At 66.4% G+C, this 24,771-nt stretch carries 19 protein-coding genes, 1 tRNA gene and 1 pseudogene; 8 read left to right on the top strand and 13 right to left on the bottom strand.

All coding sequences use genetic code 11. The features are described 5' to 3' along the window. Window positions 1-180: 180 nt before the first annotated feature. Window positions 181-1,500, top strand: a complete 1,320-nt coding sequence (locus QFZ33_RS09585) for a lytic transglycosylase domain-containing protein (protein ID WP_307026897.1) — start codon at window positions 181-183, stop codon at window positions 1,498-1,500. A gap of 113 nt (window positions 1,501-1,613) precedes the next feature. Beyond that, a complete protein-coding gene (locus QFZ33_RS09580) occupies window positions 1,614-3,833 on the top strand; it encodes a Stk1 family PASTA domain-containing Ser/Thr kinase (RefSeq protein ID WP_307026896.1) in 2,220 nt (739 codons plus the stop codon). A gap of 90 nt (window positions 3,834-3,923) precedes the next feature. Here the strand turns inward: QFZ33_RS09580 and QFZ33_RS09575 are convergent, their stop codons facing one another. Together QFZ33_RS09575 and QFZ33_RS09570 are read right to left on the bottom strand one after the other, a co-directional pair. Beyond that, complete coding sequence (locus tag QFZ33_RS09575; protein WP_307026894.1) at window positions 3,924-5,315, bottom strand: class II 3-deoxy-7-phosphoheptulonate synthase; 1,392 nt, start codon at window positions 5,313-5,315, stop codon at window positions 3,924-3,926. A gap of 108 nt (window positions 5,316-5,423) precedes the next feature. Next, window positions 5,424-6,152 (bottom strand): lysophospholipid acyltransferase family protein, encoded by a 729-nt coding sequence (locus QFZ33_RS09570; protein ID WP_307026892.1) that lies wholly within the window; start codon window positions 6,150-6,152, stop codon window positions 5,424-5,426. 111 nt (window positions 6,153-6,263) lie between these two features. Between QFZ33_RS09570 and QFZ33_RS09565 the strand changes: the two genes are divergently transcribed. From QFZ33_RS09565 to QFZ33_RS09555, 3 genes are read left to right on the top strand one after another with little or no spacing between them, the layout of a single operon-like run. After that, entirely contained in the window at window positions 6,264-7,052 is a 789-nt protein-coding gene (locus QFZ33_RS09565; protein WP_307026890.1) for an alpha/beta hydrolase, read from the top strand. Further along, entirely contained in the window at window positions 7,049-7,861 is an 813-nt protein-coding gene (locus QFZ33_RS09560) for an alpha/beta hydrolase (RefSeq protein ID WP_307026888.1), read from the top strand. The genes QFZ33_RS09565 and QFZ33_RS09560 overlap by 4 nt, the downstream gene beginning before the upstream one ends. Continuing rightward, entirely contained in the window at window positions 7,854-8,546 is a 693-nt protein-coding gene (locus QFZ33_RS09555) for a hypothetical protein (RefSeq protein WP_307026886.1), read from the top strand. The genes QFZ33_RS09560 and QFZ33_RS09555 overlap by 8 nt, the downstream gene beginning before the upstream one ends. A gap of 8 nt (window positions 8,547-8,554) precedes the next feature. Here QFZ33_RS09555 and QFZ33_RS09550 read toward each other — a convergent pair whose 3' ends face one another. Next, entirely contained in the window at window positions 8,555-9,700 is a 1,146-nt protein-coding gene (locus tag QFZ33_RS09550; RefSeq protein WP_307026884.1) for an ROK family glucokinase, read from the bottom strand. Window positions 9,701-9,894: 194 nt separating this feature from the next. Here QFZ33_RS09550 and QFZ33_RS09545 point away from each other — a divergent pair, with 194 nt between their 5' ends. Next, window positions 9,895-11,715 (top strand): AMP-dependent synthetase/ligase, encoded by a 1,821-nt coding sequence (locus QFZ33_RS09545; RefSeq protein ID WP_307026882.1) that lies wholly within the window; start codon window positions 9,895-9,897, stop codon window positions 11,713-11,715. A gap of 96 nt (window positions 11,716-11,811) precedes the next feature. On the opposite strand, the gene QFZ33_RS09540 is transcribed toward QFZ33_RS09545, so the two are convergent. Beyond that, window positions 11,812-13,203, bottom strand: a complete 1,392-nt coding sequence (locus QFZ33_RS09540) for a nucleotide-binding protein (RefSeq protein ID WP_307026880.1) — start codon at window positions 13,201-13,203, stop codon at window positions 11,812-11,814. Window positions 13,204-13,398: 195 nt separating this feature from the next. After that, window positions 13,399-16,795: pseudogene (locus QFZ33_RS09535) on the bottom strand (pyruvate carboxylase). A gap of 372 nt (window positions 16,796-17,167) precedes the next feature. Here QFZ33_RS09535 and QFZ33_RS09530 point away from each other — a divergent pair. Continuing rightward, window positions 17,168-17,989: a ParA family protein gene (locus tag QFZ33_RS09530; RefSeq protein ID WP_307026878.1), complete on the top strand. Its 822-nt coding sequence runs from the start codon at window positions 17,168-17,170 to the stop codon at window positions 17,987-17,989. Between the two features lie 95 nt (window positions 17,990-18,084). Here the strand turns inward: QFZ33_RS09530 and QFZ33_RS09525 are convergent, their stop codons facing one another. From QFZ33_RS09525 to gcvH, 5 genes are all read right to left on the bottom strand, one after another. Beyond that, the gene (locus QFZ33_RS09525; protein ID WP_307026877.1) at window positions 18,085-18,681 is read right to left on the bottom strand and encodes a MerR family transcriptional regulator; all 597 of its coding nucleotides are present in this window, start codon (window positions 18,679-18,681) and stop codon (window positions 18,085-18,087) included. 251 nt (window positions 18,682-18,932) lie between these two features. Next, complete coding sequence (locus tag QFZ33_RS09520) at window positions 18,933-19,436, bottom strand: bifunctional nuclease family protein (protein ID WP_076798054.1); 504 nt, start codon at window positions 19,434-19,436, stop codon at window positions 18,933-18,935. Further along, window positions 19,436-20,152, bottom strand: a complete 717-nt coding sequence (gene ftsR, locus QFZ33_RS09515; RefSeq protein WP_214854046.1) for a transcriptional regulator FtsR — start codon at window positions 20,150-20,152, stop codon at window positions 19,436-19,438. Before ftsR ends, QFZ33_RS09520 begins: the two co-directional genes overlap by 1 nt. A gap of 22 nt (window positions 20,153-20,174) precedes the next feature. Beyond that, a complete protein-coding gene (locus QFZ33_RS09510; protein WP_214854043.1) occupies window positions 20,175-20,651 on the bottom strand; it encodes an FHA domain-containing protein in 477 nt (158 codons plus the stop codon). A gap of 145 nt (window positions 20,652-20,796) precedes the next feature. Further along, the gene (gene gcvH, locus QFZ33_RS09505) at window positions 20,797-21,183 is read right to left on the bottom strand and encodes a glycine cleavage system protein GcvH (RefSeq protein WP_214854040.1); all 387 of its coding nucleotides are present in this window, start codon (window positions 21,181-21,183) and stop codon (window positions 20,797-20,799) included. Window positions 21,184-21,336: 153 nt separating this feature from the next. Between gcvH and QFZ33_RS09500 the strand changes: the two genes are divergently transcribed. After that, window positions 21,337-22,209, top strand: a complete 873-nt coding sequence (locus QFZ33_RS09500; RefSeq protein ID WP_307026872.1) for an Fpg/Nei family DNA glycosylase — start codon at window positions 21,337-21,339, stop codon at window positions 22,207-22,209. An 82-nt stretch (window positions 22,210-22,291) separates the two neighbouring features. Here QFZ33_RS09500 and QFZ33_RS09495 read toward each other — a convergent pair. From QFZ33_RS09495 to QFZ33_RS09485, 3 genes are all read right to left on the bottom strand, one after another. Further along, a tRNA-Pro gene (locus QFZ33_RS09495) sits at window positions 22,292-22,365 on the bottom strand. 139 nt (window positions 22,366-22,504) lie between these two features. Continuing rightward, window positions 22,505-24,055 carry a ribosome biogenesis GTPase Der gene (gene der, locus QFZ33_RS09490; RefSeq protein ID WP_307026870.1) on the bottom strand — a complete coding sequence of 517 codons (1,551 nt, stop codon included), beginning with the start codon at window positions 24,053-24,055 and terminating at the stop codon, window positions 22,505-22,507. A gap of 10 nt (window positions 24,056-24,065) precedes the next feature. After that, complete coding sequence (locus QFZ33_RS09485; RefSeq protein ID WP_307031747.1) at window positions 24,066-24,749, bottom strand: lysophospholipid acyltransferase family protein; 684 nt, start codon at window positions 24,747-24,749, stop codon at window positions 24,066-24,068. Window positions 24,750-24,771: the final 22 nt, after the last annotated feature.

The raw sequence follows: 24,771 nt of genomic DNA, 5'->3' as shown, positions 1-24,771 counted from the left end.
TCGCGCGCGACACTCCCAGCCCGGCAGATTTTCCGGCTGAAAGCCGATTCTTGTGCTAACCGAAAAATCGTGAGAGATTCACATAGATAACATTCGCAACACGATTAACATCAGTAACATTGGTTTCACGAGCAACTGGCGCGACCGACAGCATTCGCCGCTGAGAAGAGGATCTTCCCCATGACGACGACCCGCTCCACCAAGCAGTCACCCCGGCCGGGCCTGCCGCTGATCGCGGCCGCGACGGCCACGCTCCCTGCCGTCATGCTTTCCTCCCTTGCGGTCGCCCAGCCCGCAGCGGCCGACGCCCGGCCCAAGACAGTGCCCGCAACACTCGCCGCCGCCATCGAGGCGCAGGCGGCCGCAGTCAAAGCGGGCATCATCCCCGCAGCCTCCGTGCCGGCTGCGCTCCCGTCGGGCCTGCAACCCACCCGCGTCACCCCAACGGCCCACACGGTGGCCCGCGGGGACACGGTCAGCGGCATCGCCGGCCGGTACGGGCTGAGCACCACTGCCGTGCTAAAGCTCAACAACCTGAAGTCGAACTCCGTGATCTACCCGGGGCAGCGGATCAAACTAAAGGCTGCCGCGGCTCCTGCAGCGAGGACTGCTGCGGCACCCGCGAGCACCCCTGCCCGGACGTACACGGTCAAGTCCGGCGACACTCTGGGCGGCATCGCCGGGCGGCATGGCGTCAGGCTCTCCCAAGTGCTCAGCTGGAACGGGCTCAAGGTGTCATCGATCATCTACCCCGGCCAGAAGATCCGGCTCGGTGCCGGCACCGCTGTTGCGGCGGCCCCAACCAAGGCGGCAGCACCGGCTGGCACCCCCTCAGGTTCCTATGTCATCAAGTCCGGGGACACACTGTCCGGTATTGCAGCCAGGCACGGCGTCAAGCTCGCGGCCATCCTGTCGGCGAACCGGCTGAAGCTCACCAGCGTCATCTACCCCGGCCAGAAGCTCGCCATTCCCGGGAAGGCCAGCGCCGTCCAGCCGGCATCCAGCGTCACGCCGCTCGTACCCAGCTCCTTCCTCGGCTACACCTACCCGGCAGCCGTTGTCAGCTCGGCCAACAAGAACAAGGCCCTGCTGAACGCCTCGCCGGTTCCGTCCCTGGCCCAGATGCAGTCCATCGTGGCTGACACCGCCAGGCGGATGGGCGTGGATCCGGCACTGGCACAGGCTTTCGCGTATCAGGAATCCGGGTTCAACCAACGTGCTGTGTCACCGGCCAATGCCATCGGCACCATGCAGGTCATCCCCTCATCCGGCGAATGGGCATCTGACCTCGTGGGCCGGAAGCTGAACCTGCTTGACCCGTACGACAACGCCACCGCCGGAGTTGCGATCATCCGCCAGCTGATGCGGACCAGCAAGAACCTGGATTACGCCATCGCCGGCTACTACCAGGGCCAGTACTCGGTCAACAAGCACGGTATGTACTCCGACACCAAGCACTACGTGGCAGCAATCAAGGCACACCGCAAGACCTTCAGCTGACGCCCTCGATTGGCCTCAGGGCCGGGGTACCCCGGCCGCCGGGAGCATAACGATACGGGTCCGGATCGCATGTTGATTCGGACCCGTTTCCATGCAGCACTTAGTATCGAAGAGTGCAGGAAAACGCTTTAGGCAGTTTCGTTGGCTCGCTGGTGGACAACCGCTACCAGGTGAAGTCCCGGTTGGCGCGGGGCGGGATGTCCACGGTTTATGTGGCCACGGACCAGAGGCTGGACCGTGATGTTGCCTTGAAAGTCCTCCATCCCCACCTGGTCAACGACGGCAATTTCCTCGACCGTCTGGCCCGCGAAGCACGGGCAGCCGCAAAGCTCTCACACCCGCACGTGGTGGGCGTCCTCGACCAGGGGCACGACGGAGACACCGCCTACCTCGTGATGGAGTACATCAAGGGGCACACCCTCCGCGACGTCATCAACAGCAAGGGCGCCCTGTCCCCCCGGCTGGCCCTGGCACTCATCGATCCGGTGGTGGAAGGCCTGGGGGCTGCCCACGCCGCAGGCATGATCCACCGCGACGTCAAGCCGGAGAACGTCCTGATCGCCGACGACGGCCGGATCAAGATCGGCGACTTCGGCCTCGCACGCGCCGTGACAACGACAACCAGCACAGGTGCCTTGATCGGCACTATCGCATACCTCTCACCTGAACTGGTCCTTGGCAAACCGGCCGACGCACGAAGCGACATCTACGCCACGGGCATCATGCTGTTCGAGATGCTCACAGGACGCCAGCCGTTCGAGGGTGACGTCCCCATCCAGGTGGCCTACCAGCACGTGAACTCCACTGTGGGCGCCCCCTCCGGCCTGGTTCCCGGGCTCGTGCAAGAGGTGGATGAACTCGTGCAGTGGTGTACCGCCAGCGACCCCGAGCAGCGGCCGGTGGACGGCAACGCCCTGCTGGCGGAACTCCGCCATATCCGGACCAACCTCACCGACTCCGAACTTGATCTGCAACCCCCCGCAGCCATCCAGGCGGCCGCGGCGGCGGGCATAGTCCCCGACGCCGGCCCGCCCGGCATGAGCGCTCCGCCCGCACCCGCCCGGATGCCGTCCCGAATGCCGGGAAGCCCGCCCGGCCGGGGAGACCCGCGAGCACAAGGCAACCAGGAAAACCAGGGAAGCAACGGAAACCATACCGAGCTGCTGGCACCCATTAGCGGCGATGAAGTCCCCCGGGGCCGCCCCACAGAAGTCATTTCACGGACCAGCAACCCCACCACCGTGTTTTCCACCCCTGTCTCTTCAACCCCCGCCTCTTCAAGATCCGGTCCGGTCCTCCCGTCCTACGGATTCGACGACGACGACGAGGCGGAGGCGGGCCCGCTCCCCTTGGGCAAGCGGGAACAGCGGAAGCTGGACTGGCACGAACAAAAGGAACGGTCGCGCGCCGCGGCCACTCCCGTCCGGACGCTCCGGGAGGGAAATGCCCGGCGCAGGGGCGCTCTTTGGATCGTGGTCCTGGTGCTCCTAGCCCTCCTTGCCACCGGTGCGGGATGGTTCTTCGGCATGGGACCAGGCTCCCCCGGTACCGTGCCGGCCGTGGCAAACAGGACAGTGGCGGAGGCCCAGCAACTGCTGCGGGACGCAGGCTTCCAGTCCAGCACCCAGGACGTCTTCGATGACGACGTCAAGGCCGGACTCGTGGTGGGTTCCGAACCTGGCGCCGGAACGGAAATCCGTAAATTTCAGCAGGTCTCGCTGTTCGTGTCCAAGGGTCCGCAGCTGTTTCCCGTGCCGCAGCTGACCGGCAAGACGCTCGATGCGTCCAAGGAAGCACTCAACGGCGCCGAGATGGCGCTAGGCAAGGTCACCGGGAAATTCGACGAGGAGGTCCCGGCAGGAACGGTCCTGGGCCAGGCCCCGGCGGCGGGAACGCCCGTGCGGCATGGCACGCCGGTCAGCCTCACAGTTTCGAAGGGCCCGCAGCCCATTCCGGTGCCGGACGTGCGCGGACAGGACCAGGACGAGGCTTTCCGCTCCATTGAAGCTGCCGGACTCAAAGCTGTGGTGGCCGACGAAACGGTGCATGACAAGAACGTCCCGAAGGGGGCCGTGGTCAGCCAGGAACCCGCTTCGGGAAACCTGACAAGAGGCCAAACGGTCACCCTGACGATTTCCGAGGGGCCCAAGCTCGTGAAGGTGCCCAACTACATCGGCAAGCAGGTCCGCGAGGCCCGCGAAGCCTTGGAAAAGCGCGGTTTTGAAGTCCGCGTCAACGAAGTCCTCGGCGGCTTCTTCGGCACGGTCCGGGACCAGGATCCGGTGGACACGGAGGTACCCGAAGGCTCCGTCATTACCCTCACCGTGGTGTAGCCGGGACGATGAATAAAAGCCGGCGCCGGGGAGTCTGAACTGCTCCCGGCGCCGGTCTTTGCTTGTGCTGCTGGATCCGCCCAGCGCCGCTTAGCGGCGGGTGAGCGCACCCGCCACGAGGAACGCCATCTCCAGCGACTGCATGTGGTTCAGGCGGGGATCGCAGACCGACTCGTAGCGGTCGAGGAAAGCTTCCTGGTCGATGGGGTCGGCGCCGCCGAGGCATTCGGCCACGTCATCCCCGGTCATCTCGACGTGCAGGCCGCCCGGAACCGTCCCCAGCGCATGGTGCACTTCGAAGAACCCGCGCACCTCGTCGATGACGTCGTCGAAATTCCGGGTCTTGTAGCCGTTGGGTGAGGTGACGGTGTTGCCGTGCATCGGGTCCGTGACCCACAGGACCTGGGCGCCGGAGGCGGTGACCCTTTCGACGAGGGACGGGAGCTTCTCGCGGATGTTGCCGGCACCCATGCGGGTGATGAACGTGAGCCTGCCGGGTTCGCGCTCGGGATCCAGCTTGTCGATGAGGCGCAGGGCGTCGTCGCCGGACGTGGACGGGCCCAGCTTGACGCCGATCGGGTTGCGGACCCGGGACAGGTAATCCACGTGGGCGTGGTCCAGCTCGCGGGTACGCTCGCCGATCCACAGGAAGTGCCCGGAGGTGCCGTAGGGCAGTCCGGTGCGGGAGTCGATGCGGGTCAGCGCACGCTCGTAGTCGAGCAGGAGGGCCTCATGGCTGGCAAAGAACTCAACCCGCTTCAGGGCTTCAAAGTCAGCGCCGCAGGATGCCATGAACTTGATGGCGCGATCGATGTCGCGAGCGAGGGACTCGTAGCGGGCGTGGGCAGGGTTCTCGGTAAAGCCCTTGTTCCAGGTGTGCACCAGACGGAGGTCTGCGAACCCGCCCTGGGTGAATGCCCGGATGAGGTTCAGTGTGGAAGCGGAGGTGTGGTACGCGCGGAGCATGCGGCTGGCGTCGTGGGCCCGCGACTCGGGGGTGAAGTCGTAGCCGTTCACGATGTCGCCCCGGTATGCCGGCAGCGTTACGCCGTCGCGGGTCTCGTCGTTGGAGGAGCGCGGCTTGGCGAACTGCCCGGCCATGCGCCCCATCTTGATGACGGGCATCGCCGCGCCGTAGGTCAGGACCACTGCCATCTGCAGGATCGTCTTCACCCGTGCGCTGATCTTGTCCGCCGTGGCACCCTCAAAGGTCTCGGCGCAGTCACCGCCCTGAAGCAGGAAGGCCTTGCCCTGGGCTGCGGCGGCGAGACGCTCGCGCAGGATGTCCACCTCGCCCGCGAAAACGAGCGGCGGGAGCGCGGACAATTCCTTGACGGATGCGTTGAAGACCCCGGAGTCCTCCCAGCTCGGCTGCTGGGAGATGGGAAGGTCCCGCCAGTTGTCGAGTCCCGGATAGTTGGCCGCACCGCTCTGTGAAGTGCTGGTCAGGGAAGAGGCAGGTTTTGCAGATAGCTCAGTCACACTACTAAGAGTAGAGGGCCGAACCTGCTTCGGGACACCCGGACTGTCATGCGCCCGGCCCCCGCGTCACAGATACACGGCGTCACAGATACACGGCGTCACGGACATCTACGACGCCGACCGGGAGGAACCGGCCTCCCCCGGCTCCGGGCCGGCCTTCCCCGCCAGCCTGAGCTTGACCACCGAGGCGTACTCGTCCACGTATTCCTGTCCGGAGAGCCGCATGAGCTCGTACATGACCTCGTCCGTGACGGACCGCTGGATCAGCCGGTCATCGGCCATGCCCTCATACCTGCTGAAGTCCAGGGGCTTGCCGAAGATCATGCCGATCCGCCGGATGGTCGGCAGCCGCTTGCCGATGGGCTGAACCTTGTCCGTTCCGATCATCGCCACCGGGATGACGGGGACACCGGCCTGCAGGGCCAGCCGAGCCACCCCCACTTTCCCGCGGTACAGCCGCGAGTCGGGGCTGCGCGTCCCCTCGGGGTAGATGCCCAGCAGTCCGCCGTGGGTGAGCACATCCATGCCCGCATCGAGTGAGGCCGCCGACGCCGCGCCCCCGGAACGGTCCATGGGGAGCTGGTTGGTCAGCCGGAAGAACAGGGCGGTCAACCGGCCCTTGAGCCCCGTGCCCGTGAAGTACTCGGCTTTGGCCAGGAAAATGACGGGCCGCGGCACCATCAGCGGCATGAAGATAGAGTCCGAAAATGAAAGGTGGTTGGAGGCGATAATGGCGGCCCCCTCGGACGGGATGTTGTCCAGCCCTTTGACCCACGGCCGGAAAAGAGTGCGGACCACCGGCCCCAGGAAGATCCGCTTCATGACCCAATAGAACACGTGTCTTACCTCTCCGGAAGGCTACCGCCCGGGCGTTCCAAACGGCCCAGCGGCACTGCAATGCAACCCTACTCTAGTGAGAATTGTCTGGAACAGTGACACGATGGATCCATGACAGAAAGCAGCGACCGCACAAGGCCCGCCGCTTTCAGCTACGCGGGACACGGTGTCAATGCGCGGATCGGAATCGCGATTTCCCACGGCTTCACCGGCAGTCCCCTCAGCATCCTGCCGTGGGCCGAATTCCTGGCCGGGCGCGGCTTCGCCGTCACGGTTCCGCTGCTCCCAGGGCATGGCACGAGCTGGCAGGAACTGGCCGGGACAGGATGGCGGGAGTGGCACGGCGCCTTCGAACGGTCGTATCTGGAACTGGCGGCCAGGACCGACGAATGCTACGTGGCAGGCCTCTCCATGGGCGGCGCCATCGCCCTGCTCACCGCGTCCAGCCACAACGTGGCGGGTGTCGCCGTCGTCAATCCGGGCCTGAGCTTTTACGACCGGCGCGTCCGGGTCATTGGCCTGCTGAAGTACATCCAAAGAACCACGGTGCCTATGGCGGAGGAAAATCCGACGGCGGCCCCCACGGACGACGGCGACTACTCCCTCACGCCGCTGGCGGCGGTTCACCAGCTGAAGAGGCTGTTCGCTGCCGCCGTCCGCGGCCTGCCGCGGATCACTGCCCCGGTGCTGGTCTTCAAGTCGGTCAGTGACGCAGTGGTACCCCCGACTTCGCTAAGCCTGATCCGGAGGCGCCTCGGCTCCGCGGGCCTCGACGTGGTGCTGCTCAGGAACAGCGGTCATGTGGCTACGCTGGACACGGACGCCCAGGAAATTTTCGAGTCCTCGGCGCGGTTTTTTCAGCTGCATTCCCGAAGCCACATACCGTCGGAGAAGTCATGACCACAGTTCCCGATCACAGCCCGTTCAGCAGCGCCTTCTCCGGCGAGGGGCCGTCCATCGGCATCGCACTGTCCCACGGGTTCACCGGCAGCCCGCACAGCCTGCGTTCGTGGGCCCAATCGTTTGCCGATGCCGGCTTTGCCGTGAGGATGCCGCTGCTGCCGGGCCACGGCACCACCTGGCAGGAGCTGTCCCGCAACCGCTGGCCGCAGTGGCATGACGCGATGGACGCCGCGTACCTGGAGCTCGAGTCCGAGTGCGACCTTGTCTTCGCAGCGGGCCTGTCCATGGGCGGCGCCCTGGCACTGCGCCTCGCCGCGACCAGGCCCGTCGCCGGAGCCATCGTGGTCAACCCCGGCCTTGTCATTGATGACCGCCGTGCCCCGCTGGCCGGGATCCTCAAGCTGGTCCTCAAGAGCACGCCGGCAATAGCCAACGACATCCGGAAGCAGGGCGTCGACGAGGGCGCATATCCCCGCACCCCTGTGGCAGCTGCCCACGAACTGAATAAAATGTTCAAAGACACGGTCCGGCTGCTGCCGCGCATAACAGCGCCGGTGCGCGTGTTCCGCTCCACGGTGGACCACGTTGTTTCCGATACCAGCATCACAGCGCTGCGGCGCGGGCTTATCCACGCCCCGCTGCAGCTCACACTGCTCGACAACAGTTATCACGTGGCCACGCTGGACCACGATGCCGATCAGATCTTCAGCGCCTCGGTGGACTTCATCCGCTCCGTGGTGGCGGGCGGCCACCAGGGATCCGCCGACTCCGCGACAGCCAGCCAGAAGGGCGCGACCGATGAATAGGCCCGATTCGAATTCATCCGATCCGAGTGCCAACCAGGATGACGCCGTCTGGCTCGACCTGGTGGCCAGGCTCCAGGGCGACAGCCCGGCTCCGGATGCGGACGCCGTCCCCGGCGACGGGGAATCCCCCGCCACCAAGTCTCCGCGCCATCACGGCGGTCCCCGGCACAGCACGGCTACCAGCGACGACCCGGCCGACGACGCCGGCGCTGCACGGGCAGAACAGCCGGACCCTGCTTCCGGCCCGGAAAGCGCGGCAAAACGCTTCACCGACTTCGATCCGCTGGGCCTGGCGCCACGGGCGCCCAGGGAACTGTCAGCCGCCGAGCGGCAGCAGGCCGCCGACCGGGAGAAAGCAACCGGGCAGGAGAAGGCCGCCCGGTCCGGGCAGCCTGACGTTCCCCCCGGCGCCGGGGACCCGCGCGACTATAGCGTCGAGGACGACGACGGTGAGTTCGTGCCGGAGGATCCGCCCAAGCTTTCGGCGACGGACCCGCTGACGATGCTCGCGTGGCTGGGCGCCGTCGGTGCTCCGGTTGCCCTGGTCTTGTCGGCGATGTTTTGGCGCTCCGCGCCGCTGCTGGCAATCCTCGGCATGGTGGCCGCCTTCATCGGGGCCGTGGTGTATCTGATCATGAAGCTGCCGCAGGAAAAGGACGAGAACGACGACGGCGCCCGGGTCTGACGCTTCCGTCAGCGGTGCGTACGGCTACTGGCCCGGGACAGGTCGGCAGCCCCGATCAGGCCAGCATACGGCCCAAGGGCAGCCAGGTCGATTTCTGCGGCCGGACGGAATCCCCGGCCGGTGAGGTTGCGGGCGAAGGCCTTGCGCGCCGGAGCCACCAGCAGTTCGCCGGCCGCACACAGACCGCCGCCAATCACGAACTTCCCGGGATCGAGGGCGGCGGCAAGGTTCGCCAGCCCCAGACCGAGCCAGTTCCCGACGTCCTCCAGGAGCTCCCGGGAGGCGGCGTCGCCCGCAATGGCCAGTTCCGTCACCGTCGCTCCGGTGATGCGCTCGGCGCTTCCGTCCACGGCCTTGAGAAGTTCCTGCGCCACCGGCGAATTCGCCATCGCCAGTTCCCGAGCCTCCCGGCCGAGGGCGTTGCCTGAGGCGTACTGTTCCCAGCAGCCGCGGTTTCCGCACTCGCACCGGTGGCCGCCGGGCATGATGATCTGGTGGCCGAACTCCCCCGCCACACCAAACCTGCCGCGCTCGACGCGCCCGTCCATCACCATGGCTCCGCCGATGCCGGTGCCAAGGGTGATGCAGACCAGCCGGTCCTGCCCCTGCCCGGCACCGAAGCGCCACTCGGCCCAGGCCGCAGCGTCGGCATCGTTAACCAGCATGACGGGGCGCCGCAGCAGGTGCTGCAGGTTCTCACGCAGCGGTTCGTTCCGCCAGGCGAGGTGCGGGCTGAACAGCACCGTGCCGCCGTCGAGATCCATCCAGCCAGCGGCGCCAATGCCCACCGACCGGATCCGGGCACCGGCGCTCAGTTCCTCAACCAGTTCCACGATGACGCGCTCCACCGCACGCGGATCGGTTCCCGGCGTGGACCGGCGCGCCTCGCGCAGGATGCGGCCTTCGGCGTCCACGACGCCGGCGGCAACCTTCGTGCCGCCGATGTCGATGCCGATGGCAAGCCCCCGGCGGCCCAGCCGCAGTTGCTGCCGGAACAGGCGGTGGCCGGCCAACTGGCCCCCGTATCCCGACGCCGGGCGCCGTGACACTGAGTGGCGCGACTTCGCGCGCCGGGACGCCCATCCCCCGGGCTGGCCGCTCCGGATGGAGTCAAGGGGCGGTGTTGGCTGCTCGTTGGGCGGGGAGGGCTGCATAGTCCCCCATTCTAGGTGTCGCCGCAGAGCGTCTTCGCAGGTAGGACACCCGAACGACACGTCCTGCACACTGGCGGCTCGCACCCCTTAGCCGTAAAGTTACCGATGGGTAACCACGATCTGCCGGCCACCGCCACGTGACGTACTAAGGTTAGGACTACCCGCTGCGGCCAACGGATATCAAAGGAGCTAACGTGCGCGAATTCAGCGTTCCGCCCTTGGCGAACGTCCCTCTGGACAGCAATATCACGGACCTTGTACTGCGCCAGGCAGCGAAGGCATCCAACCCTGCCCTGTTTTCGCGCCTCGACTCTGCCGGCCAGTGGCAGGACATCCGGGCCAAGGACTTTGTGGCCGACGTGTCCGCCCTCGCCAAGGGGCTCATCGCCAGCGGCGTCAGTGCGGGCGACCGCGTGGGCATCATGTCGCGTACCCGATACGAGTGGGCACTCATCGACTTCGCCATCTGGTTCGCAGGTGGCGTTTCCGTTCCCATCTACGAAACGTCGTCGCCTTCCCAGGTCGCCTGGAACCTGGGCGACTCCGGTGCCGTCGCTGCATTCGGCGAATCGGACCACCACGAAAACATCATTCGGCAGGCCGCTGCCACCGAAGGCCTCACCGCACTGACCCACGTGTGGCAGCTGGAGGGGGACGGCCTCGAAAGCGTGCGCGCGGCGGGCACCGCCATCAGCGACGACGAACTCGACGCCCGGCGGCGCTCCGCCGGGCTCCGCGACCTCGCCACCATCATCTACACGTCGGGCACCACCGGCCGGCCTAAAGGCTGCGAACTGACCCACGGAAACTTCGTGGAGCTGTCCGAGAATGCCCTTGCCACCTCGCTGAGCGGCGTGGTCAATGAGCAGTCCCGCACCATCATGTTCCTGCCGCTGGCGCATGTCTTCGCGCGCTTCATATCGGTCCTGGCCGTCGCCGCCGGCGTCACCGTGGCGCACACCCCCGACATCAAGCACCTGCTGCCCGACCTGCAGAGCTACAAGCCGACGTTCATCCTTGCCGTTCCCCGCGTCTTCGAAAAGGTATACAACTCGGCCCTCACCAAGGCCGAGGATGGCGGCAAGGGCGCGATCTTCCGCAGGGCCGCCGAGACCGCGATCGCCTACTCCCGTGCACGGCAGGGCGGCGGCGTCGGCCTGGGCCTGAAGATCAGGCACGCGATCTTCGACAAGCTCGTCTACGGCAAGCTCCGCGCCGCCATGGGCGGCGAGGTGGCCCATGCCGTGTCCGGCGGCGGCCCGCTGGGCGAACGGCTGGGCCACTTTTTCCAAGGTATCGGCCTGCAGATCCTGGAAGGCTACGGCCTCACCGAAACCACGGCACCCGTCAGCGTCAACACGCCAGAGCGCATCAAAATCGGCACAGTGGGCGCCCCGATTCCAGGCAACAGCGTTCAGATTGCCGACGACGGCGAGATCCTCGTCAAGGGCACCTGCGTCATGCGGGGGTACTACCAGCGCCCCGACCTCACGGACGAGTCGTTCGCTGATGGCTGGTTCCGCACCGGGGATATCGGCCAGCTCGACGAGGACGGCTACCTGCTGATCACCGGGCGGAAGAAGGAAATCATTGTCACCGCCAGCGGCAAGAATGTGGTTCCCGCACTGCTCGAGGACCAGATCCGGGCGGATGCCCTGGTGTCACAGGTACTCGTCGTTGGTGACAACCGCCCGTTCATCAGCGCCCTCGTGACTCTCGATGAGGAAGCCCTCCCGGGCTGGCTGCAACGCCACGGTCTGCCGGGGAACACGAAGCTGAGCGACGCCGCCGGCCACGCCGAGATCAAGGCCGCCGTGCAGGAGCTCATCAACCAGGCCAACCAGTCGGTGTCGCAGGCGGAGGCCATCAAGTCCTTCCGGATCGTGCCGAGCGACTTCACCGAAGCCTCCGGCCACCTGACCCCGTCCATGAAGGTCAAGCGCGCGCAGGTCATGAAGGACTTCGAAGCCGTGATCGACGACATGTACAAGTCGCCGAAGCCCACCCGCGCCTAGGGCTGGAGTACTCGTTAGGGAGTTTTTGTCCACTTGTCGGCACTGCCGGGGCCTCCAGAAGCCAATAAGTGTACAAAAACTCCCGACGGCGGCGGGTCAGGCCTGCTGCAGCTCATCTACCACCAGCGCGGCCAGCTCCACGGCTGCGGCACGGGTTGCCGGCTTCAGCTGGCCCAGGCGGATCCGCGAGCCTTCCGCCAGGTGTGGGTCATGCGGAATCCGCACCACATTCTTCACCCGGGACAGGAAATGCTGCTCAATTTCGTCGATGTTGACCAGGGTGCGGTTGCCGGCAGCCATGTTGATGACCACTGTTGCCTTGGCGACGAGATCCTGCCGGCCGTGGGCCTCAAGCCAGGACAGCGTTTCGGACGCCAGCCGGGCCTCATCGACGCTGCCGCCCGAGACGAGCACCACGGCATCGGCCTTCTCCAGCGTGCCCTTCATGACCGAGTGCACCATGCCGGTGCCTGAGTCGGTGAGCACGATCGAGTAGTACCGGCCCAGGATGTCGGTGACTGCACGGTAGTCGGAGTCGTCGAAGGCGTGCGCCACCATGGGATCTGTGTCCGAGGCCAGCACATCCAGGCGCGAACCCTCCCTGGCCGTGTAGTTGGACAACTGGGCGAATGAGTCGACCGTGAACCTGTCCTTCACCAGCTGGCGGGCCGTGAAATCAGCCCTGCCCGGCGACCGGTCCGATAGGGTGCCCCGGTCCGGATTCGCATCCATCGCGATGACCCGGTCCTCACGCAGCTCCGCCAGCACCATGCCGAGCAGCGTGGTGACGGTGGTCTTGCCCACTCCGCCCTTGCGCGAGAGCACGGGCACGTACCGGGTCCGCTCCCCCAGCCGCATGGCGATGCGGTGCTCCATGGCCCGCTGGATTCGGACCTGGTCCGAGTCGCCCAGGTTCACGTAGCCCAGGGTTGCCTGGTACAGCCAGCGGCGCCAGCCTGACACCGGGGCGGCTGCGGTTCTGGTCAGGAGACGGTCGGCGGTGAGCGCGGCAGCGGGCTCCGGCCCCTCTGGCCGCTCACGGCGCCCCGGAAGGTCCTTCGCTTTTTCACTGATATCACCCGGCTCGGTCGCCGGTTCGGCGGCAGTGGCTGCGCCCGATGCATCAGCCGGCTCTGTGCCCGCGGCGGCTGCGCCGGTTGCGGCAAGTTCGTCGATGTCGCTGGCGGTAACACCGGGGCCGGCGGTCACAACGGGCATGGCCGATGTCACCGTCTCCTGTTGCACCACGCCGCCGACTGCGGAGAGCGATCCGGCGGAGGTGCGGTCCTGGCCGTCGGAAACGGTCACCACGCTGATGTCCCTTGCCGGAGCCACGTCACTGGTCACCGCTGCGTCCGCGCCGTCCGCCGGAGACACGCCGCCGGGACCGGCCCCGGCCTCCCCCGCAACGTCGACGACGCTGCCTTGGGAGATTGAAGGCCTCCGGTCGGGGCGCGGCCCGGGCTTGGGCGTATTGGTCTGCGTCATGGCTTCCGCTCTGTTTCGTACTGGCTGCCGGCGGGGTTCCGGCAACCAATGTGGTTCGGAAATGGCTGTGGGGGCGGCTCAGCGCCGTCCCCACAACCTTTTTTCTGTCTTCCACCCTACCTGCAGGGCGGCCGCAGGCCGCCCTGCAGGTTATTCAGCGGTCGTCTAGCCGCCGGTCATCTGCTCAACAGTCACCTATTCGACGACGATCAGCAGGTCACCGCCCTGAACCTGTTCCACAGCGGAAATGGCCAGCCGCGTCACCTTGCCGCCCACCGGCGTCGTGATGGATGCCTCCATCTTCATCGCCTCGATGGTGGCAACCGTGTCACCGGCGTTGACGGTGTCGCCTGCCTTGACGGTGACCGTCACGGCGCCTGCGAAGGGAGCGGCGACATGACCCGGCACGGACGCGTCAGCCTTCTCCGCCGTCTTCACATTGCTGACCACGGACTTGTCGCGCACCGAGACCGGGCGGGACTGACCGTTGAGCGTGCACATGACCGTGCGCATACCCTTCTCGTCCGGCTCCGACACAGCTTCCAGGGACGCGATGAGGCGCACACCCTTTTCGAGCTGCATCACGTGCTCTTCGCCGCGCTGCAGGCCGTACAGGTAGTCGCGGGTGTCCAGGACCGACACGTTGCCGTAGGTCTCGACGCTCTTGAGGTAGTCCTTCGTCGGCCCCGCGAAAAGGAGCCGGTTCAGGGTCTGCTGTCGGGTCTTCGAGTCGCCGCGGAGAGCCGCGCTGTCCTCGGCGCTCAGCTCGGCGTCGCGCACCTTGACGCTGCGGCCCTGGAGGGCCTTGGTGCGGAACGGCTCCGGCCAGCCTCCCGGAGGATCGCCCAGCTCACCGGACAGGAACCCGATGACGGAGTCGGGGATGTCATAGTTCTGCGGGTTCTCGTTGAAGTCGGCCGGGTCTGCGTTCAGCCCGACGAGGTGCAGGGCGAGGTCGCCCACCACCTTCGACGACGGGGTCACCTTGACCAGGTGGCCCAGGATCCGGTCCGCGGCCGTGTACATGTCCTCGATCGCCTCAAAGCGTTCGCCCAGGCCCAGCGCCATGGCCTGCTGGCGGAGGTTGGACAGCTGCCCGCCCGGGATTTCGTGCTGGTACACGCGGCCTGTCGGACCCGGCAGGCCCGATTCGAAGGGTGCGTAAACCCTGCGCACGGCCTCCCAGTACGGCTCGAGGGAACAGACCGCGGCCAGGCTGAGCCCCGTGTCACGTTCCGTGTGGGCCAGGGCCGCAACCAGGGCCGACGCCGACGGCTGGCTCGTGGTGCCAGCCAGGGACGCCGAGGCCACATCGACGGCGTCGACGCCTGCGTCGACTGCCGCAATCAGGGTGGCCAGCTGGCCACCGGCGGTGTCGTGGGTGTGCAGGTGGACCGGGAGGTCGAACCGTTCCCGCAGTGCCGCGACAAGCTTCGCGGCCGCCGCCGGACGCAGCAGGCCTGCCATGTCCTTGATGGCCAGGATATGGGCACCGGCGTCGACGATCTTGTCCGCGAGGCCCAGGTAGTAATCCAGCGTGTAGAGCTTCTCTTCCGGGTCCAGCATGTCGCCCGTGTAGCACAGTGCCACCTCGGCGACGGCGGTGCCTGTGGCCCGCACCGCGCGGATGGCCGGCGCCATCTGGCTGACGTCGTTCAGCGCGTCGAAGATGCGGAAGATGTCGATGCCCGTGGCGGCCGCCTCGTTGACGAAAGCCTCGGTCACTTCCTCGGGGTACGGGGTGTAGCCCACAGTGTTCCGGCCGCGGAGCAGCATCTGCAGGCAGATGTTCGGCAGGGTCTTGCGCAGCGCGGCCAGCCGGTCCCAGGGATCCTCGCCGAGGAACCGCAGCGCGACGTCGTAGGTGGCGCCGCCCCAGGCTTCAACGGACAGCAGTTCCGGCAGGAGGTTGGAGACCGCGGGTGCGGCAGCCACCAGGTCCCTCGTGCGGACGCGGGTGGCCAGCAGGGACTGGTGGGCGTCGCGGAAGGTGGTGTCGGTGACGGCGACGGCCTTCTGTTCACGCAGCGCCTTGGCGAAGCCCTCCGGGCCGAGTTCCAGGAGCCGCTGGCGGGAACCGGGGCGGGCCTCAGCGCCGGTGACTGCGGGGAGCTTGTCCGCCGGGTCGGTGCGGACCGGCAGCTCACCGTTGGGCTTGTTCACGGTCACCTCGGCGAGCCACGTCAGCAGCTTGGTGCCGCGGTCCGCGGAGACGCGCGACTTCAGCAGCTGGGGGCGCTCGTCGATGAATGACGTGGCCACGTTGCCGGCGATGAAGTCCGGATCGTCAAGGACGGCCTGAAGGAACGAGATGTTGGTGGAGACACCACGGATTCGGAACTCCGCCAAAGCTCGGCGCGCCCTGGCCACCGCGGCGGGGTAGTCCCGGCCGCGGCAGGTGAGCTTCACCAGCATGGAGTCGAAGTGCGGGCTGATTTCGGCGCCCGAGTAGACGGTGCCGCCGTCGAGCCTTACGCCGGCACCGCCGGCGGAGCGGTAACCGGTGATCTTTCCGACGTCGGGCCGGAAGCCGTTGGCCGGGTCCTCGGTGGTGATGCGGCTCTGCAGCGCGGCACCCTTGAGGAAGACGGTCTCCTGGGACAGACCCAGATCGGCCAGGGTCTCACCGGCGGCGATGCGCATCTGCGCCTGGACGAGGTCGACGTCGGTGACCTCCTCCGTGACGGTGTGCTCCACCTGGATGCGGGGGTTCATTTCGATGAAGACGTGCTGGCCGGCGCGTTCGCCCACAGTGTCCACCAGGAACTCCACGGTACCGGCGTTGACGTAGTTCAGGGCCTTGGCGAACTTCACGGCGTCCCGGTACAGGGCCTGGCGGATGCCTTCGTCCAGGTTGGGGGCCGGGGCGATCTCGATGACCTTCTGGTGGCGGCGCTGGATGGAACAGTCACGCTCGAAGAGGTGCATGACGTTGCCCTCGGCGTCGGCCAGGATCTGGACCTCGATGTGGCGCGGGCGGAGCACTGCCTGCTCAAGGAACATGGTGGGGTCACCGAAGGCGGCGTCGGCCTCGCGCATGGCGGACTGCAGCGCCTCAGGCAGGGCTTCGCGGGTGTCGACGCGGCGCATGCCGCGTCCGCCGCCGCCGGCTACTGCCTTGGCGAAAATGGGGAAGCCGATCTCATCCGCAGCAGCGATCAGTTCGTCAAGGTCCTTCGACGGGGCGCTCGACTTCAGCACGGGGACGCCAGCCTTGCGGGCGGCCTCCAGGGCGGCCACCTTGTTGCCGGCGAGTTCCAGGACCTCCGCGGGCGGGCCCACAAAGGTGATGCCGGCGGCCTTTCGCGGCACGCGCAAGGTCGGGGTTCTCGGAGAGGAAGCCGTAGCCCGGGTAGATGGCGTCCGCACCGGACTCCTTGGCAACCCGCACCACTTCGTCGACGTCCAGGTAGGCGCGGACGGGGTGGCCCTCTTCGCCGATCAGATACGCCTCATCGGCCTTCTGGCGGTGGATCGAGTTGCGGTCCTCGTTGGGGAACACGGCGACTGTCTTGGCGCCCAGTTCGTAGCCGGCGCGGAAAGCACGGATTGCGATTTCTCCGCGGTTGGCCACCAGAATCTTGGAAAACATACTTCTCCTGCATCATTGCGGGTGTATCGGTGAGTGGTCACAGTGTGTAAGACGGGCCGGACGAAACACAAATCATTGTGTCTACCATCACAGAATTATCCGTCATCTCCGGGCCATATTCACTGCCGGTCCATATTTACTGCCGCTAAACCACCACCATTCGCTTTCGGCGCACTGCCGCCGAAGGACGACGCCGGCCCGGCCCGGCCGGGCCGGGCCGGCCGGGGAGGCATGCCCGGATCCGCATAAGAAGGGATTCGGGCCGAGGTCAACATATGATGAATGGGGCGGCGGAAGCCTGCCCCGGTTCCGGCAGCACCGGAACGGAACGTACCCCAACACGGCAACCGGCGTTAGGTATTGGTCTCTCAAGTGCAAGTAGTCAGCATCAGCAGCCTCAAGGGCGGTGTCGGCAAGACATCCGTTACAACCGGACTGGCGTCTGCGGCACTGGCCGCAGGCATCCCAACCCTCGTAGTGGACCTCGATCCCCATGCCGACGCAAGCACAGCCCTCGGCGTGCAGCCCAGCGACAAGCTGGACATCGGCAGGATGCTGAAGAATCCACGCAAGGCCAAACTTGCGGAGAACGTCGTGCCCAGCGGCTGGATCAGCCGGGCGGCCGTCAACGGCTCCGGCCCAGCGGTCCTCGACGTCGCCGTCGGATCCGCGTACGCCGGAATTTACGACCGTCCGGACCTTGGCAAGCGCGATTTGCGCAGGCTGTCCGCGGTGCTGGCCGGCGCGGACTCGTACGAGCTCGTCCTGGTGGACTGCCCGCCGTCCCTGAACGGGCTGACGCGCATGGCGTGGTCGGCAAGCAACAAGGTTGCCCTGGTGGCCGAGCCCGGGCTCTTCTCCGTGGCCGGCACTGAACGCACCATGCGGGCCATCCAGCTGTTCCGGCAGGAATTCGCGCCGAACCTGTCCCCTGCCGGCATCGTGGCCAACCGCGTTCGCTCCGGGTCCTCCGAGCACGCTTTCCGCCTTGCCGAGATGCAGACAATGTTCGGCGACCTCCTGCTGGCTCCGCACATCCCGGAGCAGGCCAATTGGCAGCAGATTCAGGGCGCGGCCCATTCCGTCCACCACTGGCCCGGCGACTCCGCCAAGGCCGCGGCCGGGCTCTACGACACGCTGCTGGGAAATCTTCTGGCCACCAACAAGACCAGCCGCAGCCGAAGCGCGCGGTAAAGCCCAGCCCCGGATCACCGGGGCCCTGCCGAATGCAGAAAAGGCCGCCTCCCCGACGGGAGGCGGCCTTCTGCGTAATCTCGTGGCTGGCGCCGCTAGCCGATCTTGCGGGCCGCGCGGCGCTTGCTGAGCTCGTCGTCTGCGAACGTCTGTTCGCCGGCGTGCTCGCTGGGCAGCGAGGCGAGGCTCCCCTCGACTTCGCGCCACACACGGCCCACGGCGATGCCGAACACGCCCTGGCCGCCCTGCACGAGATCGATGACCTCGTCCGCGGAGGTGCATTCGTAGACGCTGGCGCCGTCGCTCATGAGGGTGATCTGGGCCAGGTCCTCGACACCGCGTTCACGGAGGTGCTCCACCGCGCTGCGGATCTGCTGCAGCGAGACGCCGGTGTCCAGCAGGCGCTTGACCACCTTCAGGACCAGGATGTCGCGGAAACCGTAGAGCCGCTGGGAGCCGGAGCCCGCTGCGCCGCGGACTGCAGGCTCCACCAGGCCGGTGCGCGCCCAATAGTCGAGCTGCCGATACGTGATGCCGGCGGCTTTGCAGGCCGTGGGCCCGCGGTAGCCGGCGTCCTCATCCAGAACCGGGAGGTCCTCAGTGAAGAGAAGGCCCTGAGCACCGCTTGCGGGCACGGCAACGCCGGCCGTCGAGGGTTGCTTCAGCTCTCCTGCTTCGCCTTTCGGACTCACGTGGATCCTCCTTGTCATGAGCTCCCCTGGGGAAGTGCCGCAACAGCTGCTACGCGCATGAAGTCCGGATGAAATTCACGCTTGTAATTCGGCTGGAGTAGCACTTTCCAGTGTGACTTGCGCCGCTGTCGTATGCAATGGGAACTTGGTACCTTCGACGTTAGGCCCGCCGTGGCCCAAGGTCAAAGACGTTCGCATGATTAGTGGGGCGTGTCGAAAGTTTCAGCCTTAACTTTAACCTTAACGTGACCTTAGCCGTCGAAATCCTCGGGCTCGACGTCGTCAAGGAACTCCCGGAACCTGCGCAGCTCGCGCTCTTCCTCCACGGTGGGGCCGGGCTCCGTGTCCTCGCCCTCGTCATGCTCGGTGATGCGCACGCCGGCCTCGTCCATGACGGAGTCAGCGCACCAGATCCGGCATTTGGCGCGCAGCGCGATGGCCAGGGCGTCGGATGCCCTGGAGCTCACAGTGGCCCCGTTGTCGAACTGGAGCTGGCCGTAGAAGATGTTGTCCTCCACGGCCACGATGTTCACGCTGACCACGGAGTGGCCAAGCGTCTCCACGACGTCCACAAGCAGGTCGTGCGTCATGGGCCGTGGCGGCACCACGCCCTGCTGTGCCAGGGCGATGGCGCTTGCCTCGGGCGTCCCGATCCAGATGGGAACGTGCCGTTCTCCGTGCATCTCGCGGAGCAGGACCAGGGGCTGGTTTGAAGGCAGTTCGATGCGGACGCCCACAATCTCGACTTCGATCATCAGATTTCCATCCGCGAGATACGGTCCTGGACAAGGGCCCGGTGCAGGGTAAGGCAGAGGTCGCTGATTTCCCTGGCGGCTTCCGCAGCGCGGGCCTGTGACGCAGCGTCCCTGCGCGAGGTCAGGGTGGCCACGGCGCGTTCCACAAGTCCGAATTCGCGCTCCGCGGCAGCCTGGAAGGGCCGGAGGTGCCGGGGCTCCAGGCCGTGGCTCTCCAGCTGGACGCAGGCGCGGGCCACTTGGAGGGCGTGCTCGTCGAATTTGCCGTCGGTGTGCCCGATGAGGCCGAAGCTGAGGAGGGACTGCAGAAGCGGCACGCTGGCCCCCGACTCCGCGCGCAGCTGCTCCTCGCTGAGCCTGCGCGACTTGTTCTGCAGTTCCGCGGCGAGCTCGTCCGAGACGATCCGCGGGGACACGGTAACCCCGGGCGGGAGGTTCTCGGGCCGCTCGCCCCGGTCGATGGCGTCAAGGTAGTCCTTGATAACCTTGAGCGGCAGATACTGGTCGCGCTGAAGCGACAGGACGAAGCGCAGCCGTTCGACGTCGCTGTCCGAGTACTGCCGGTAGCCCGCGGGTGTACGCCGGGGGTTGATGAGCCCTTTTTCCTCAAGGAACCTGATTTTCGACGCCGTCATGCTTGGAAAGTCGTCGCTCAATTGAGCGAGCACTTCCCCGATGTTCAGGACCAGTGGTCCCCGGCGCTCCGGTTGTGCCATTGCCACAGGCAGCCGCTCCGAATCAGACGCGTCCTGCTGCGCGGGCAGGGCTCAGGTAGAAGGTGAGACGGAACTTGCCAATCTGGACTTCGTTTCCGGACCTCAGTTCCACGCTGTCCACGCGGTCATGGTTGACATAGGTGCCGTTCAGGCTTCCGGTGTCCACCACCTCGAAGCTCCGCGATGTGCGCCGGAACTCGACGTGGCGGCGGGAGACCGTCACGTCGTCGAGGAAAATGTCAGCGTCCGGGTGCCGCCCGGCCGTGGTGACATCGGAGTCAAGCAGGAAACGGGCACCCGAGTTCGGCCCGCTGTGGGCCACGAGCAGGGCGGAGCCGGAGGGCAGTGCCTCGACTGCAGAGCGTTCCTCCGGGGAGAGCTTGGGTACGATCGTCGGCTCGTCATGAACCGGGGTGAGGTTGATCGAGGTGGTTTCCGAAGCCCTGCCCGCACCTGTGCCGTAATCGCCGCTGGTGTGGTTCTGTTCGCCGCCAACCATGGATTCCTCCTCATTCGTTGCAGATGTCCCCCTGCAATCAACGCGTACCGTCCGGAACTGCCTGGCAACTCCGATATGCCGCCCGCCGTCCGGCCGCAGGACTCCATGGCTGGACTCCGGTGGCCGGCAGCGGGACCGGTTAGCTTTAGCCTACCTGTTGTTCGTACTCCGATGCACTGAGCAGGGAATCCACTGCATCAGGTTCGGCCAGCTTGACTTCAATGAGCCAGCCATCCCCGTACGGATCGGAGTTGATGAGCGCGGAATCGCCGTCGAGTGCCTCGTTGCGGGCCACGATCTCGCCGGAGACAGGCGCGTAAATGTCGCTGACGCTCTTGGTGGACTCAACCTCGCCGACGACGTCGTTTGCTTTGACAGTGGTGCCAACTTCGGGCATCTGGGCGTAGACGACATCCCCGAGGGCGTCCTGGGCGAAGTCGGTGATCCCCACACGGACCACACCATCGGCATTCGGTGCGGACACCCATTCGTGTTCGGCGGTGTAGGACAGATCAGAGGGAATGTTGCTCATCAGGGGCCTTTCATCGGGTCAATCACCAATGTCAACGGAGGCGTAGGGAACAGCCACCGGTTGAAAGTATATGCACAACTCCCTGGCCGCCGGATGAGCCATTATGCCCGCGGGAACCGCCCAATCCGGCATCCCGTGTGGCAAAGTGGTGCCATGCCGGAACTACCCGAGGTGGCCGCACTGAGCTCGTTCCTCGACACACGGCTGCGCGGCGCGGTGCTGGAGAAGCTGCAGATTCTGTCCGTGGCGGTCCTCAAGACGGCCGACCCGCCCTACACAGCGCTGGCGGGCCGAATTATCACCCGAGTGGAGCGGTTCGGGAAGTTCGTCAGCATTGACGCGGACGGCCTGTATTTTGTCTTCCATCTCGCCAGGGCGGGCTGGGTCCGTTACACCGAAAATCCCTCGCCCGATCCGCTCCGACCCGGCAAGGGTCCCATCGCGGCCCGGGTGCACCTTGCCGGCGGCGACGGCGGGAAGTTGGGCATCGACCTCACCGAGGCCGGCACCAAGAAGGGCCTGGCTATCTACGTGGTGTCAAAGCCCGGCGACGTTCCCGGCATCGCAGACCTCGGGCCGGATCCGCTGGCCCCGGCCTTCAGCCGGGAGATGTTCGCCGAGATCCTCGCCGGGCACGCGCACCAGATCAAGGGCGTGCTGCGGAGCCAGAGTGTCATTGCCGGCATCGGAAATGCGTACAGCGACGAAATCCTGCATGCAGCGAGAGTTTCCCCGTTCGCCATGGCCAATTCTCTGGAGCCGGCGAAGGTCGAAGTCCTGTTCGACGCCATCCATACCGTTCTGGGGGCCGCAGTGGCCCAGGCCCAGGGGAAGGCGCCCGCGGACCTCAAGGATGCGAAACGGAGCGGCATGAATGTGCATGGCCGCGCCGGCCAGCCCTGCCCGGTATGCGGGGACACGGTCCGGGAGGTGTCCTTCGCAGATACTGCACTGCAGTATTGCCCAACCTGCCAGACCAACGGCAAGATCCTGGCCGACCGCAGAACGTCCCGCTTCCTCAAGTAGCACGTGCTGTTCGAAAGAGCGCAGCATTCCGGGCAACAAAAAACCCCGCCAACCCTGTTGGGTTGGCGGGGTTTTCATGCGGTCGGGCTGACAGGATTTGAACCTGCGACCCCTTGACCCCCAGTCAAGTGCGCTACCAAGCTGCGCTACAGCCCGTCAGTTCCGCCGTTCTCCGCCAGATGAATCTTCCGAAGAATTTCACCCAAGCAGTCCGGCCGAACCACCTAGAAGAGCTTACACGATTCCGGCGGCTGCCAGTGACACTTTCCGGTATTCGCCGCCCGGTGTGTCGTAATTAACGCTTCTTGCCGCGCTTTTCACGCACACGCATACTGACTTCGATAGGCGTACCCTCGAAGCCAAAGGTTTCCCGCAGGCGGCGGGTGATGAACCGGCGGTAGCCCGGGTCCAGGAATCCCGTGGTGAACAGGACGAACTTCGGCGGCCGGCTGGAGGCCTGCGTGCCGAACAGGATGCGGGGCTGCTTGCCGCCGCGGACCGGGTGCGGGTGCGCCGCCACCAGCTCGCCCAGGAAGGCGTTGAGCCGTCCGGTCGGAATGCGCCTGTCCCAGTTTTCCAGCGCCAGCTCCAGCGCCGGCACCAGGCGGTCCTTGTGCCAGCCCGTCTTGGCGGAGATGTTGACGCGCGGCGCCCACTCCACGTGCGCCAGGTCCTGCTCGATTTCGCGTTCCAGGTACCGGCGCCGTTCGTCGTCCAGAAGGTCCCACTTGTTGAAAGCGAGCACCAGGGCACGCCCCGACTCAATGGCCAACTGCAGGATGCGGACGTCCTGCTCGCTGAGCACCTCATCAACAGCCAGAAGAACGACGGCGACCTCCGCCTTTTCCAGCGCACTCTGGGTCCGGAGGGAGGCATAGAAATCGGCGCCCTGCGCCATGTGCTGGCGCCGGCGGATGCCGGCGGTATCCACGAAACGCCAGGTTTGGCCGCCGAGCTCGATGAATTCGTCGACCGGGTCGCGGGTGGTGCCGGCGGTGTTGTCCACCACCACGCGCTCGGAGCCGGCCAGCTTGTTCAGGAGGGAGGACTTGCCGACGTTGGGGCGTCCGATCAGGGCGATCCGGCGCGGGCCGCCGGAGCGTTCGATGCCCTCAACGGTGGAGAACTCCGGCAGGGTGTCCATGACGTGGTCCAGCAGGTCGGCGACGCCGCGGCCGTGCAGCGCGGAGACGGGGTACGGCTCGCCGAAGCCCAGGCCCCACAGGACTGCGGAGTCGGCTTCCTGCACAAAGTCGTCCACCTTGTTGGCCACGAGGATGACAGGCTTCTTGCTCCGCCGGAGCATCTTCACGACGGCCTCGTCGGTGGCGGTTGCGCCCACTGCCGAGTCGACGACGAACAGCACTGCGTCAGCCAGCTCCACTGCCATTTCGGCCTGCTCCGCCACCCGGGCATGGATGCCGCGGGCATCGTGTTCCCAGCCGCCGGTGTCAACCAGCGTGAAGTTCCGCCCGTTCCAGTTCGCCGAGTACATCACGCGGTCGCGCGTCACGCCCGGGGTGTCCTCCACGACCGCTTCGCGGCGGCCCAGGATGCGGTTGACGAGGGTGGACTTGCCAACGTTCGGGCGGCCGATGATGGCGAGCACGGGGTCCAGCTTGAGCGGACCCTCAAGCTCATCCTCGTCGTGCAGCCCGCTGAGGAGTGCTGCGTCTTCCTCGTCAAGTTCGTAATCGTCCAGTCCGGCGCGGAGGGAGGCGGCGCGAAGCTCCGCCTCGTCGTCGTCCATGGCCGCCAGATGTTCAGCCACCTGGTCGGTGCCGGTGGGCGTGTATTCGTCTTCGCCGGCGCCGGAGTGGCCGGAAGTTTGAGTCGTATCGCTCATTGCGCTTTCCTTAGTGGTGGTCTGCCGGCGGTCCGGCTACTGCGGTGGAACGTTGGTGCGGATGATCCGCGGGGGGCAATGACATCCCGCTGTGCCGGACGGTGTTCCGGACGTGCGCGGCCAGGGTGTCCCGGATTTCCGTAGCCGCCCTGTCCATTGAAGCACGGCCGGTTTCATCGGGATTCCGGCCGAGCGTGAGGGGTTGGCCAAAGCTGACGTGCAGCCGGCGGCCGGGTTTCGGGATGCTGTCCAGATGTTCGCCGCCCTGCCGTGTGCCCAGGATGGCCACCGGCACCACGACGGCGTCCGAATTCAGGGCGAGCCAAGCCACCCCGTTGCTGATGCCGGTTGCCGTGCCGCTCCCCCGGGTCCCCTCGGGCAGAATGCCGATGCAGCGCCCGGCGTCGAGCACGTCCTTGCTGAGCTGCAAAACCGAGCGATCCCCCGCCCGGTCAACCGGAAGCTGGCCCGAGGCCCTCAGCACGCGGCCGAGGAAGCCCTTGAACATCTCCTTCTTAACGAGGATGTGCATGGGCCGGGGCGAGGCGCCGAACATGACGGGTCCGTCGAGGAAACTGATGTGGTTGCCTGCGAAAATCACCGGTCCCGCGGCCGGTACATTGGCGTGCCCGGTAACGGATGTGCGGTAGACGGCGTTGTTCAGGAACCGGCCGACTGGCCGGCTCCACGCCATGGTCCAGGCGCCGGGAACGGCA

It is taken from the genome of Arthrobacter globiformis, from assembly GCF_030815865.1.
Classification (GTDB): Bacteria; Actinomycetota; Actinomycetes; order Actinomycetales; family Micrococcaceae; genus Arthrobacter; species Arthrobacter globiformis_B.
Note: the sequence above shows the minus strand (reverse complement) of the source record. Positions and strands in the feature narration are given on the sequence as shown.

What these genes read in the sequence shown, in the direction of transcription:
- QFZ33_RS09585 (WP_307026897.1), top strand. Translation starts at nt 181, where the DNA reads ATGACGACGACCCGCTCCACCAAGCAGTCACCCCGGCCGGGCCTGCCG.
- QFZ33_RS09565 (WP_307026890.1), top strand. Translation starts at nt 6,264, where the DNA reads ATGACAGAAAGCAGCGACCGCACAAGGCCCGCCGCTTTCAGCTACGCG.
- QFZ33_RS09560 (WP_307026888.1), top strand. Translation starts at nt 7,049, where the DNA reads ATGACCACAGTTCCCGATCACAGCCCGTTCAGCAGCGCCTTCTCCGGC.
- QFZ33_RS09555 (WP_307026886.1), top strand. Translation starts at nt 7,854, where the DNA reads ATGAATAGGCCCGATTCGAATTCATCCGATCCGAGTGCCAACCAGGAT.
- QFZ33_RS09550 (WP_307026884.1), bottom strand. Translation starts at nt 9,700, where the DNA reads ATGCAGCCCTCCCCGCCCAACGAGCAGCCAACACCGCCCCTTGACTCC.
- QFZ33_RS09540 (WP_307026880.1), bottom strand. Translation starts at nt 13,203, where the DNA reads ATGACGCAGACCAATACGCCCAAGCCCGGGCCGCGCCCCGACCGGAGG.
- QFZ33_RS09520 (WP_076798054.1), bottom strand. Translation starts at nt 19,436, where the DNA reads ATGATCGAAGTCGAGATTGTGGGCGTCCGCATCGAACTGCCTTCAAAC.
- ftsR (WP_214854046.1), bottom strand. Translation starts at nt 20,152, where the DNA reads ATGGCACAACCGGAGCGCCGGGGACCACTGGTCCTGAACATCGGGGAA.
- QFZ33_RS09510 (WP_214854043.1), bottom strand. Translation starts at nt 20,651, where the DNA reads ATGGTTGGCGGCGAACAGAACCACACCAGCGGCGATTACGGCACAGGT.
- gcvH (WP_214854040.1), bottom strand. Translation starts at nt 21,183, where the DNA reads ATGAGCAACATTCCCTCTGATCTGTCCTACACCGCCGAACACGAATGG.
- QFZ33_RS09500 (WP_307026872.1), top strand. Translation starts at nt 21,337, where the DNA reads ATGCCGGAACTACCCGAGGTGGCCGCACTGAGCTCGTTCCTCGACACA.
- der (WP_307026870.1), bottom strand. Translation starts at nt 24,055, where the DNA reads ATGAGCGATACGACTCAAACTTCCGGCCACTCCGGCGCCGGCGAAGAC.
- QFZ33_RS09485 (WP_307031747.1), bottom strand. Translation starts at nt 24,749, where the DNA reads ATGGCGTGGAGCCGGCCAGTCGGCCGGTTCCTGAACAACGCCGTCTAC.